Below are 12,957 nucleotides of genomic sequence, written 5' to 3'. Positions count from 1 at the left end.
AATTAGTGCACTCAAAGTTTTTTGAGTGCACGTTTGAATTAACCTAATTATGGATTTTGTTGTAAGTTTGGTGCGTAATCATAATAAATTGGAGCATACGGCATTTGATAGCGATCGCTGTTTGGAGCAAGTGTGAAAGACTCCGTACCAAAAACGTGTGTAATTGTTTTAGCAAATTCAGGTTCTTTGTTTAATCGTTTCAAATCAAACCATCTAAAACCACTTGATCCCATAAGTTCTCTTCTCCTTTCTGCTAAAACTTTAACCAAAGCATCTTTATTGTCTGTTGCTGTCATGGCAGTATATTCTGACGCTCTGAATCTTTTTTGTCTTAGCTTATTGATTTCAGCCATTGCTGCTTCTCCAGAACCAGCTCTTGCCAGACATTCTGCTTTTATCAGCATCATTTCCGGTACCGTTGGCCCTCCGTTACGGCTTTCTCCTGTTAAACCTTCTTTCGAATAAGTTCTTCCTATTGTATAATCAGAACTAAAAGTACTGCTTGGCTGTGTAAACAATACATAACGCAAATCGTTTGTGTCAAATGTATCAATAAGCTCATTGCTTAAAGATAAAATCTGGGGTGCATAAGTCAGGGAACTGTATCCGTTGAACTTAGATAATATTAATTCTCTATCTAATCTTCTTCCTGGGAAAGTACTAAACTCAAAATCTTCCAGGTTATTTAACGTACTTTGAATCGCTAATGCTTTTTCTGCGTTTTCTAAAGCTTTAGGATAGTTACGCATATACAAATACGTTCTTGCCAAAAGTGCATAAGCTGATGCTCTGGAAGGAAAGGCTACATTATTACCCGAATTAATTGGTTTTAATCCTGAATTAACAGCATCGTTTAAATCACTTAGAATAATATCGTATGCATTTTGAACTGAAGTTCTTTTGATATCGCCTGAAACCGTTGGAGTTGTAAAAAGAACAATTCCCAAATCTGTAGCTGCAGTCGTCGCATCGTAGGCTTTTCCAAAAACATTTACCAGAGTTAAAAAGATATAAGCGCGGTGCACTTGTGCTTCTCCTTTAATGGCAAGTTTTTGAGCTTCTGTTCCTTCCTTACTTTGCATTACTTCATTGATCACAATATTAGCATTGTACAACGCAGTATACATAGTATTCATATTATAATCTAACTCACCGTCAAAATAAATTTGATTTGCCCACTTGTATTGATTCACAAAAGGACGAAGGTAATCTGACGCCCCTAATGCGGTGGTTTGAGCTTCATTTTGAAAACTTATATCGTCTGACGCTACATCTACATTACCGTATGTTATGTCTAATGTAGCCGAATTATTTAACAGAAATCTATAGTTTTCTGTTTCTTCAGGTATTAATCTACCCTCGGTTTTGATATCGACATAATTATCACAGCTAAAAACTACTGCTCCTAAAGCTATTATGGTGATGTATTTTAAATATTTTTTCATCTTTAAAAAATTAAAAATTAACATTAAAACCAATTGAGTACATTGCCATTGCCGGCAATTTCATATTAGATCCTGTGTAAGGCAAAAAGTCAGGATCTAAACCGTCTTTGTTTTTTCTCCAGAAGAAACCAAGATTTCTGGCCGTAAAAGTTACCGAAGCACCTGTTATAAAACCTCTGTTGATTAACTCATTTATATCGTATTTAAGTGAAAGCTCTCTAAAACGGATATGATCTCCTTCCATAATACGGTTGTCTGAAGAAAAATATCTCACAAGACTTACTCCGGATGAGCCTACAATTCCTGGAACTGATGTATTAGCCTCATCTCCAGGGGTTCTCCATCTTTGGTCAATATCACTATTTAAGTCGTACCTGCTAAATCTTCCGGATCTGTCTACATAACCTCCGTAAGTTGGTTTAAACATTACGTAATCAAATTTGTAAGTTGCCAAAATGTATAATGACAATTTTTTATACGTAAAGGTGTGACTGAAACTTCCGAAATAAGATGGAATATTGGTGCCCATGTATTTCATGTCCTCAATGTCTTTTAAAGAAGTAAAAGAGTTCACGATATTACCAGCCTTATCATATACCTGCGTTCTGCCGGTTGCATCTAATCCTGCTGATCTAAAAGCAAATACACTGCCCAACGGATAGCCTTCAACTGGCGGTGTCCCACCTGATCCATTTAAATACTGACTGAAATTTTTAAAACGGGAATCAGTTACTTCTGTAGTATTATATGTTACCACAAGACCGGAATTCCACGAAAAATCTTTTGCTTTTAGAATAGTTCCGTTTAAGCTTAAATCAACACCATTTCCGGATAATGTTGCTGCATTTTGTATTAACGCATCATTTTGAACACCGTAAAATGGAGAAATTGGGAACTCTACGATCAGATCTCTACTATTCTTTTTATAATATTCTACAGTACCGTTTAATCTACTGTTCAAGATAGAGAAATCAACTCCTAAGTTTAAGATTGCCGTTTTTTCCCAACGTAAATTAGGATTTGCAGGCCTGCTTATTGAAGCATAAGGCTGTTGTGAAAAATTATCTAAATTATTTAAAGTTATGTTGGTAAAAGGAAATACTTCCATGTTGATATTACCATTGTAACCATAACTGGCTCTTAAACTTAAACTATTAAATAAGTTGCTGTCTTTTAGGAAGGATTCTTCTTTAATATTCCATTTTGCTCCTGTTGACCATAGTGGTGTTCTTCTAAGTTTTTTATCTACTCCAAAATTGTTGTAGTCGTCTAAACGGGCACTTCCAGTGATAGTATATTTATTTTTATACGTATAACCTGCATTGGCATAATACGATAAAAATCTTCTGCGAACATCTTTATGCTCATTACCATACCCTAGCGTATAGTTGAATCCGTTTACATCAACGTAATTTAGCGATGGAAGATCTACAGAAGTTTGCGTTTTTGGATTATACCCATATAATGTTCTACCGTCTTGGCTTTCTCTGGTTTCTCTGGCTTCAATACCTGCCATTGCATTAATTAAATGATCCTGGCCAATAATGCCATCATAATTTAATTGCCCTCTCATCGTGTAACTGCTTGTACCAAATTCGTTATTCTGATAAATACCTCCTAACGGAATTGCATTTACTAAATCCCCATTACTATTTATAGAAGTTGCTGAGTTGATTCTGTCACGTGCATAGAAGGTGTTTTCATTGTACATGTTATCATTTGATGTACGTGCATTTTCTATAGAATAAGTACCTACAGCATCTAGCCCTTTTAATAGAGGAGCTGTAGCCGAAATGGTAGCACCAAAATTTAATTCATTTGATGACTTGTCGCTATTCTTTAATTCATCAATATAATTATAGGTCCATGGTAAGTATCCGGCTTGTTCCAACGGAATAGTTTGCGCACTATAATAACGCTGATAGTAGTTTACCGAATTTCCATCATCTCCAATAATTTGATTATAAGGCAATAAGGTATTTGTGTCAATTCCTAATGGCTTAAGTCCTAAAGCATTATCCTTGTATTTAAAAACAGAACCTCTCAGGCTTGTAGTCATTTTTAAATAATTGAAAAGCTTAAAATCCTGATTGGATAACAAAGTAAAACGTTGTCCGCTATTTCCTTTCAACTGAGTTTCTTCTTTTGAATACGATCCGGACATGAAATAAGAATAATCATTTTGTGCACCACTAAACGATAAATTATAATTTTGAGTAGATGAAGCCTGCAGGAAATACTGTTCTGCCTGTCCGTAAGTATTACGATTACGCAATATATCTAAGCCAGCGTTTCTTTGAGCTTCAGTAATCGTACCGCGTTTGTATTGAAACATCAGGTCCATTCCCAGACTAATAGGAGGAGCCATCATAAAGGTTATATTTGCAGGGTCTGTAACCAGATTTTTATCTACAAATTCCTGTTCTAAATTTAAAACCTGAGATGAATTCATCAAGGGAAGTTTTGACAAAGAAGGTTTATTAGAAAAACCATAATTTTGAGAAAAACTAATTCTCGTTTGTCCTTGTTTTCCTTTTTTAGTATCAATAACCATTACTCCATTGGCCGCTCTTGCTCCATAAATTGAGGCCGAAGCTGCATCTTTTAAAAACGTAATTTTCTCAATATCATTCGGATTTATAGTTCTGATATCTAATTCTGTAGGTGTGCCGTCAAGTACAATTAATGGCATTGCATTAGACCCTGCTGTACCTTCAAATGTAGATTTTCCTCTAATGGCAAGATTATAACTACTTCTTCCATGGCTCTCTCCATATGTAGATCCATAAACAAAAGTGTTGTCAGAGTCCTGTATATTTAACTGCAAACCTGCAACCTGACCTTCCAGTCTATGAAGTACATTATTAACCGGCACTTTTTCTAAATCTGCAGCTGTAAGGGCAACAAAAGATCCTGTAGAACGTTCTCTGTCAATTTTTTGATAACCTGTAGAAACTATTTTTACCTCATCCAGGTTACTTACATCTTCTAACAACACAGCATTAATAATCAAGTTATTAGAAACTGTAATTTCAGTTTTTTTATATCCTAAATATTCAAAAACAAGAACATCACCTTTTTGGGCCATAATTTCATATGAACCGTCAAAATTTGTTATCGCTCCATCTTTTGTACCTTTTACCCAGATTGTTGCTCCAATTAAAAATTCTTTTTTGGCATTGGTCACAACTCCTTTTACTTTTACCTTTTCTGCCATTACTGAAGCAGTCGCGGTTTTAACTTTGTTATTTATAGAAATGACAATCAGTTTGTTATTAATAAATTCAGCTTTGTAGCCATCGCCAATAAGTTCTTTGACAACAGCTATAACATCAGCATTCTTTGCTTCTAAATTTACTCTTCCCTGAGCATTAAATACATCATCACTATAAAAAAACTCTACGTTAGTTTTTCTGGTAATGGTTTTTAAAACAGTAGCTATAGATTGATTTTTTGCCTTTATTGTTACTTTTTGCGAGTAGGCAAAAACAACGATATGGCCTAAAAAAATGGATAATAGTAGGGATTTCTTCATAATGCTAAGAAATTTATCCCAAAGAGCGGATTTTACCCCACAATCTTTTGCGGATAGGTTTTTTTTCATACTTTTAAATGTTTTGGTTGGTTAATTGATTTCGAACTCTTTTTTTCGACTGAACAATACTAGCCGGGAAATACTGCAATATTTTCCGGTTTTTTTACTTACTTACGGTTACTTCATAGGTCTGGTTTACTTTGATTATTTTATATTTTACATTCGATGTTTTACTGATAATATCAAGCAGACGGTCTATTGGTTCTTCCTTCAAAGCAATTCCGGTAAACCTGATCTGCTCCAGCGATTTGTTTTCAAACTTCGCAGTGAAGTTGTACCATCTGGACATTTTCGCCAGGATACTTTTGAGGTTCTCGTTTTCAAAATAAAATTTACCGTCTTTCCAGGCTGTATAAACTGACGGATCAACTGCTGCAACAGTTACGGAAACATCATTTTTAGTATTTACACGTGATTGCTCCCCCGGATTTAAAATAACGGATTCGTTTTCCTTAGAATCGAAATCCGAAACTTTTACTTTTCCTTCTGCAAGGGTAGTGGTGAATGTGTGGTCTTCGGTGTAAGAACTTACATTAAAGTGGGTACCTAAAACCGTAATGTTTCCTGATTTTGTTTTAACAGTAAAAGGACTGTGCAAATTTTTGCTTACTTCAAAATAGGCTTCTCCTTCAAGGGTCACGGCTCGTTTATTGCCAGTAAATTCAACCGGATATTTTAATGACGATTTTGAGTTCAGCCAGACTTTTGTCCCGTCAGAAAGATTAACGGCATAGATACCGCCAACAGGAACAATTAAGGTATTTTCTCCGGATGCAGCTCCTTTTAAATCTTTTGTATCATAAACCAAAACCTGATTTACATTGGAGATTACGCCGTTTTTAGAAACTATCTTTTCCTTTTTGGCCTCTAACGCTACTACGGTTCCGTCTGCCAGTACCAAAGTAGGACTATTGTATTTTGGAGTAATACTGGTGACTACAACTTCTTTTTGATTTTCTTTATTATTTGTAAAAAGAAAAGCAGAGCCAAGACCGAGCAAGACCAAAAAAACTGCTGCATATTTTAGCAGGCTTTTATAGTTGTAAAGAGTAACAACAGGCGTATTGCTCTGACTGATCTTTTCTCTGATCCTTTCAAAAGCCACATCAGTATCAATGCCACTGTAAAACGATTCTTTTGATTTTAAGGTTTCAAAATCAATTACCTTTTGATAATATAATTCGTTTTCGGGTACCGAAAGCCATTTTTGCAAAAAAGCATTCTCTTGTGTCGATAATTCGCCAAGTAGCAATTCTTTTCTTATCAGATCAGCGACTATAAATTCTTCGTTTCCTAAAGACATATTTTTAATATTAAGTATCGGTTATTAACAGTTTAAGTAAATGTTATATAACTAAGAGTACGAAACACCAAAAAAGGGTGGAAAGATTTTTGAAAAATTTTAAAGAAATAGTAAAATAAATAAAAGTTCTGAATGATTTTTCAGTTTTACCTTTAATAATTCGATGGCCCGGGCACGTTGTGATTTTACAGTATTGACAGAAATATCAAGCTGTTCGGCGATATCTTTGTACTTCATTCCTTCTAAACAGGACAGTTCAAAGACTTCTTTGCATTTTTCAGGTAATGAATTAAGCGCTTCTATTAAAACAGAATATACTTCTTCCTGGAGGATATTAAAATCAAATTCCAATGGCTCATCTGAAAATGTTTCATCCAGCTGGATGCTTTTTTGCTGTTTTTTAAGAACGGCAACAGAACCGTTTTTGACCATCGTATACAAATACGATTTGACATCGTTGACTTTTTCAAATTTTAAACGATTTTCCCAAAGCAGCAGCATCACATTCTCGACCACTTCTTCTGCAGCAAAAGTATCCTTAAGGTAATTAAAACTATACCCCACAAGCCTTGGATATAAGGAATAGAAAAGTTCCTTATAGTACGCTTCATCAATTTTAATATGTTCTTGTCCGCGATTAATTTTGTAAATTTTTATTTTGGCAAATATAAATTTTTAATGAATAATACTGGCTTTAGATAGAATAATTATCATTAAATATGAGGAATCAATGAAAAAACTATATCCCGAAAGACCGATTTCTAATAATTGTGAAAAATAAAATTAGTACTAATCTTACTCAAAAACATCCTCAAATTTATTCCTGTTTTAAATAAATTCCACAGAATCAAGTATAAATATAAAGTTCGGTATTTATTAGGAACAAAATGTGTTTAAAAATTTTATTTCTGTACAATTATAAAATCCTGCTGTAATTATTTAGTATTATAAATATTTCGCAAATAAAACTCTTTTTTCTGTTTTTAAGATTGACTATCCTCAATGATATTAAGGCTTAACCTACAATACTTCAATGTTTTTTTTAATTAGAATTACATCATATACAAAACAGTAGTCTTTATTTTTTTGATATCATAATATTAAGAAGCCTAAATTATTAAAATAGTATTTTTTTACCATATTTAAGATTGTGTATACAGCTTTAAAAAAAAATAAATAATATTGCCAATCTGAAACAAATTAAAATTATGTTATCAAATTCCAGTTCGGATCAAAAGAAACTTCTTCTTGAATTATCTCAGGGAAGCGAACTGGCGTTTACAGCATTATATAACCAATACAAACATATTGTTTACGGAACGGCCTTAAAAATAACCAAGTCTGTCATTCAGTCAGAAGAAGCCGTTCAGGATGTTTTTTTGAAAATCTGGCTTAACCATCAAAATTTAGGAGAAATAGCCAGTTTTGAAAACTATCTTTTCATCATTTCCCGAAATCATATATTCAATATCATCAAGAAAAATGCTCGTGAAAGCACCCTGATGACAGAAATCACTTCCAATGATACTCCATTAAGCGATACCGATCACGCTATAAAAGATGATCAGTACAATGTTATCTTAAACAGGATAGTAGAACAGCTGCCTCCACAACAGCAAAAAATTTATAAAATGGCGAAGTGGGAAGGTTTGAGCCACCAAAAAATTGGTGAAGATTTAGGTATTTCTACAGAAACCGTAAAAAAGCATATGGCACAGGCTTTGAAATTTGTGCGTCAGAAAATTGGACCTTACATGAATCTCTTCATGGCTATGTTATTATTTGCAGGGGTTAATTTTTAAAAATTTTCTTTCAAAAAGGGATTCTTTGCTATTTTTTTACCTTTTTTTTACTTTTTTTTAACTTTTCACTACTCCCTCCCCCTTTTTTAACTGTCTTTATAATAAAAAACATGCTGAAAACAGGATTCAACCCTGATTTTAGTAGACTAAAAAATAACCTCAAGTTTTAAACAAGTACTAACCTAATTTACAAAACATGCAGCAAAAAAAATTCGAAGAATTATTTGAAAGCTATCTGAAGAATGAATTGTCGGTTTCTGATGAACAGAAAATGATGGAAATGATCCGGCAGAATTCTCATGACGATTTCATAAAAGAAAAAATTGATTTGATGCTTAGGGAAAATTCTTCTTCAGAATTGTTAGATAAGGAAAAGAGCGATTATATACTCAAAAGGATTTTGTCAGATTCAGAAAATAGCCAAAAAGTAATTTTGTTAGAGCCGCAAAGAAGAAATAAAAGGGTGGTCGTGCGCCTTCTTTTCGCTGCAGCAAGTATCATTGCTTTAATCGCGATTGGTAACAGCTTGTTTTTTAAACCAAAAACAGGTGATACAATTCCCGTTACCGAACAGCCTGCAATTGCAGAAAATACTTTAGTAGATTTTAGCGGTAAACAATTGGTTCGTCTTCCGGATGGAAGTACTGTTCTTTTAAATGATAAGAGCAGCCTGAAATATGATCAAAAATCATTCAACAGCAAAACCCGTGAAGTAACCCTTACCGGTGAAGCTTTTTTTGATATAAAAAGAAACGAAAAGAAACCTTTTATCGTACATACCGGTAAGGTGCAGACGAAAGTTTTGGGTACGGCCTTTAATATTAATGCTTTTGACTCTTCTAAAAACATAGAAGTTACAGTTGCCAGAGGTAAAGTTCAGGTTGGAGATGCAGAAAAGATATATGGTGTGATTACTCCGAATCAGCAGATTAAGGTAAACAGAAGCACTCTGAATTTTGAGCAGAATAAAATTAGTGCAGCCGTTGTGACCGAATGGAAAAGCAACTACCTGATTCTGGACGACATCAATATGGAAGAAGCTGTTGCTTTAATTTCCCAGAAATACAAGGTACAGATTTTATTATCTAATGAGAAAATCAGGAATTGCAGGATAACTGCGAGTTTCCTGAACGAAGAAGACCTGGACCATGTGATGCAGGTAATAACAAGTGTTATAGAAACAGAATACCATTATAATAAAGCCGGTACCGTAATTATAAGCGGAAAAGGATGTGAATAAACAACAACAAAAAGAATAAATAAAACCTGACAAGCTTTCTAATCTCCTACTTAGAACGCATCAGGCAGTACTAACCTTAAAAACCAAAACCAGTAAGATAAATAAAAAAGCCATCCAGCTCCTACACCAGATGGCCCAGATTCTTAATAATTAAACCAGTAACCATTAAAAAGCAAGCAAATTTATGAAATTACGCTGTAAAACAACCATGTTTGAAAGGGAAAAGAACAATTCGTTGTTCGGTCTTTCAAAAAAAACCATTATGATCATGCGCATCAGTTTATTCCACATTTTTTTACTCACCTGCGGTACTCCTATGGTATTTGCAAATAAAATGAGTGGTCAGAGTTTAGAAAACATATCTGTTGATATTGAGCTTCATAACCAGGATATCAAAACCCTGTTTAAAACTATTGAACATAAAACGGGATTACTGTTTGCGTATCAGCCACAGCTTATTACTAATTTTCCTAAAATTAATATGCCACGCGGAAAAAGACCTGTGAGTGAGATTTTAAATATGGCATTTCAGGGCAGTAATCTGGTCTACAAACAGGTAGATAAAAATGTCATTGTTTATAAAAAAGAAACGGTCATTGTATCCGGAAAAAATAATGTAGCTGAAAATGACCGGACATTAACGGGAAAAATTGTAGATGAAAGAGGGTTTCCACTGCCTGGTGTTTCTGTTGTTCTTGTAGGAAGCAACAAACACGGCATAACAGACTTTGATGGTCAGTTTTATATTGATTTACCTTCCGGCAAACATACGCTTAAAGTAACATATCTTGGTTATAAAACGCAGGAAGTTACAGTTGAAAACCAAAGTTCGATTACCATTAATATGCAGCCAGATTTAGCCAAACTGGATGAAGTGGTGATTATTGGTTATGGTACCACTACTAAAAGAACAACCACAGGATCTGTAGTTAAAATTACAGCCGAAGACATTGAAAAACAGCCTGTAACGAATATTTTGCAAACCCTTCAAGGAAGGACTCCGGGGGTTTTTGTTACACAGACATCAGGATATGCCGGATCTGATATGAACATCAGCATTCGAGGAAGAAATTTCATTGAAGGTGCTAATCTTCCACTTTATATTGTTGATGGTGTTCCGTACATTGGAGATGATATTAAACAACAAACACAAAGTTTGGATGTAATCAGAGGGGCTCAAAAATCTACCAGTCCCCTAAATATTATTAATCCGAATGATATTGAAAGTATTGAAATCCTGAAAGACGCAGATGCGACAGCAATTTACGGTTCAAGAGGAGCTAATGGAGTTGTACTTATTACAACCAAAAAAGGAAAATCAGGAAAAACAGAGTTTACGGTAACAACAAATTCAGGATTTTCTGAAGTCGCCCACATGGTTAAAACTTTAGATACCCCTGCTTACTTAAATATGCTGCAAACAGCATTAGATAATAATGGAGATGTTGCAGATGTAGATAGTAATGGTATAGCTATTACTGACTGGGATCCGAATGTGAATAATAACTGGCAGAAAAAATTAATAGGTAGTACGGCTAATTTTAATAATTTCTCTGCTTCCTTAAGAGGTGGTAACGATACCACCAACTTTCTTGTAAGCGGTGCTTATCATAAAGAAACTACTGTGGTGCCAGGAGATTTTAGTTATGATAAATTCTCAACTAACCTAAATATTAATCATAGTACACTGGACAAAAAACTAAAAGTAGGTGCTTCTGTGATTTTTGCAACAGATAATAATAACCTTCCTTTTTTTGACATTACAACATATGCGGTAGGTACTGCTCCAAACCGTCCAATGTACAACGCAGATGGGACTTATTACTGGTCTCCGGATTATTTTAGCGATATTAATCCACTAGCTGCTTTAGACAAAAGAGTAAGAGATAAGGGGATGAACTTAATCACTAGTTTAAGCCTTCAATATGATATCGCAAAAGGGTTTTCTTTTAAAACTGACTTAGGATACGGAAGAGCACAGATGCAGTCTAGCCAGACTATGCCCGGATCTGCAGTTAATCATGTTTATGCTGAAGCAAACGGCAGTAATGTAAACTTTCAAAGATCCTATACGGTTTCAACTAATAATACGAATAATTTTACTGTTGAGCCTCAGCTTAATTATACAACCAATTTATGGAAAGGTAATCTATCTGTACTTGTTGGAGGATCGTGGCAAAACAGAAAATCTGAAATGCCTTCTTATGTTAGTTCAAATGGCTATAGTGCTGATAACTTAATTGGTAATATTGCTGCTGCAGAAACAGTATCAGTTTCTAATGGAAGTTCGGAATACAAATACATTTCGCTCTTCAGCAGGGTAAATTATAACATTGCAAATAAGTACATTCTTAACGCTAATTTTAGAAGAGACGGTTCCTCTAAATTTGGAGCTAATAACCGATTTGGTAATTTTGGTTCAATAGGGGCTGGCTGGATTTTTACTGAAGAAAGTTTCTTAAAAGATCAGACCTTATTAAGTTTTGGAAAACTGCGTTCCAGTTATGGAGAAATAGGTAGCGATGATATTCCGGATTATGGATATACAGATACTTTTGATACGCGTACTTATGGTGACGGGAATACATCTATGACTGCAGCCAGAATTTCAAATCCAAATATCAAATGGGGAACAACGAGAAAATTTGAAGCTGCATTAGATTTAAGCTTCCTTAAAGATCGAATATCTTTTACAGCTGCTTATTATAAAAACACTTCAATAAATCAATTGGTAAACTATACACTTAGTGCACAGGCAGGTTTTACAACTTATACTGCCAATTTACCGGCTGAAGTAGAAAATAAAGGATGGGAATTTACATTGGCTACAACCAACATTCGTAATAAAAGTTTAAACTGGTCTACCTCTTTCAACATTTCTACCAATTCCAATAAATTAACAAGATTTGATGGAATAGAATTTACCAGTTATTACTCTGAATATGTAGTTGGAAACCCTTTAAGCAGTAGGTATGTCTATAATTTTACTGGTGTAAATGCTGACGGAATTGCTCAATTTGAAGATGTAAACGGAGATGGCAGGATATCACGCGGTTTTGCAGAAACTGGCAGAGGAGACAGAAAATATTACGGACCTACTTACCCTAAATATTATGGAGGAATCTCAAATACAATAAGCTACAAAGCCTTTACACTTGACTTTTTATTCCAATTTGTAAAACAAGAGGGAACTACTTTAATGACTTCTACAGGAGCTCAGCCTGGTTATCCATACTCTACTGCAAATTTTCAGGTAAATGAATACAATGATTATATAGCACAAGGAAATATTTTAAGTTCCGGTTTTCAGAACAGCTTCTTTAATTATATGGACTCCAATGCTTCTATTATAGATGCATCCTATATAAAACTCAAAAATGTAAGTGCCACTTATCAGGTTCCTTTGAATGAAGGAACTAAAAAGTATTTGCAAAGTATACGTCTTTCTCTTCAGGGACAAAACTTAGTAACTTTTACTAGTTATAGAGGACTTGATCCTGAAACACAAGGACTTGCTTTGCCACCAATGCGTACAATTACTTTTGGAACACAGTTTACATTTTAAATCTAAA

General features: G+C 34.4%; 7 protein-coding genes. 3 read left to right on the top strand and 4 right to left on the bottom strand.

Annotated elements, in window-relative coordinates:
* Positions 1-47: 47 nt before the first annotated feature.
* The 4 genes from GXM16_RS18115 to GXM16_RS18100 form a co-directional block, all read right to left on the bottom strand.
* Complete coding sequence (locus GXM16_RS18115) at positions 48-1,445, bottom strand: RagB/SusD family nutrient uptake outer membrane protein (protein WP_163395906.1); 1,398 nt, start codon at positions 1,443-1,445, stop codon at positions 48-50.
* A gap of 10 nt (positions 1,446-1,455) precedes the next feature.
* On the bottom strand, positions 1,456-5,049 hold the full coding sequence (locus GXM16_RS18110; RefSeq protein WP_163395905.1) for a SusC/RagA family TonB-linked outer membrane protein: 3,594 nt from the start codon (positions 5,047-5,049) through the stop codon (positions 1,456-1,458).
* A gap of 94 nt (positions 5,050-5,143) precedes the next feature.
* Positions 5,144-6,343 carry a FecR family protein gene (locus GXM16_RS18105; protein WP_163395904.1) on the bottom strand — a complete coding sequence of 400 codons (1,200 nt, stop codon included), beginning with the start codon at positions 6,341-6,343 and terminating at the stop codon, positions 5,144-5,146.
* Between the two features lie 99 nt (positions 6,344-6,442).
* Positions 6,443-6,958, bottom strand: coding sequence for an RNA polymerase sigma-70 factor (locus GXM16_RS18100; protein ID WP_262892359.1), 516 nt, complete (start codon positions 6,956-6,958; stop codon positions 6,443-6,445).
* Between the two features lie 593 nt (positions 6,959-7,551).
* Here GXM16_RS18100 and GXM16_RS18095 point away from each other — a divergent pair.
* The 3 genes from GXM16_RS18095 to GXM16_RS18085 all read left to right on the top strand — a co-directional run bounded on the left by GXM16_RS18095 (position 7,552) and on the right by GXM16_RS18085 (position 12,950).
* A complete protein-coding gene (locus tag GXM16_RS18095; protein WP_163395902.1) occupies positions 7,552-8,145 on the top strand; it encodes an RNA polymerase sigma factor in 594 nt (197 codons plus the stop codon).
* Between the two features lie 196 nt (positions 8,146-8,341).
* Positions 8,342-9,385, top strand: coding sequence for a FecR family protein (locus tag GXM16_RS18090; RefSeq protein ID WP_163395901.1), 1,044 nt, complete (start codon positions 8,342-8,344; stop codon positions 9,383-9,385).
* A 184-nt stretch (positions 9,386-9,569) separates the two neighbouring features.
* Positions 9,570-12,950 (top strand): TonB-dependent receptor, encoded by a 3,381-nt coding sequence (locus GXM16_RS18085; protein ID WP_163395900.1) that lies wholly within the window; start codon positions 9,570-9,572, stop codon positions 12,948-12,950.
* Positions 12,951-12,957 lie beyond the last annotated feature (7 nt).

The sequence above is a fragment of the Flavobacterium limi genome, assembly GCF_010645075.1.
GTDB lineage: Bacteria > Bacteroidota > Bacteroidia > Flavobacteriales > Flavobacteriaceae > Flavobacterium > Flavobacterium limi.
Note: the sequence above shows the minus strand (reverse complement) of the source record. Positions and strands in the feature narration are given on the sequence as shown.

Bases quoted from the DNA above. Each gene is read 5' to 3' on its own strand.
- GXM16_RS18115 (WP_163395906.1), bottom strand. From the start codon at position 1,445: ATGAAAAAATATTTAAAATACATCACCATAATAGCTTTAGGAGCAGTA.
- GXM16_RS18110 (WP_163395905.1), bottom strand. From the start codon at position 5,049: ATGAAAAAAAACCTATCCGCAAAAGATTGTGGGGTAAAATCCGCTCTT.
- GXM16_RS18105 (WP_163395904.1), bottom strand. From the start codon at position 6,343: ATGTCTTTAGGAAACGAAGAATTTATAGTCGCTGATCTGATAAGAAAA.
- GXM16_RS18095 (WP_163395902.1), top strand. From the start codon at position 7,552: ATGTTATCAAATTCCAGTTCGGATCAAAAGAAACTTCTTCTTGAATTA.
- GXM16_RS18090 (WP_163395901.1), top strand. From the start codon at position 8,342: ATGCAGCAAAAAAAATTCGAAGAATTATTTGAAAGCTATCTGAAGAAT.
- GXM16_RS18085 (WP_163395900.1), top strand. From the start codon at position 9,570: ATGAAATTACGCTGTAAAACAACCATGTTTGAAAGGGAAAAGAACAAT.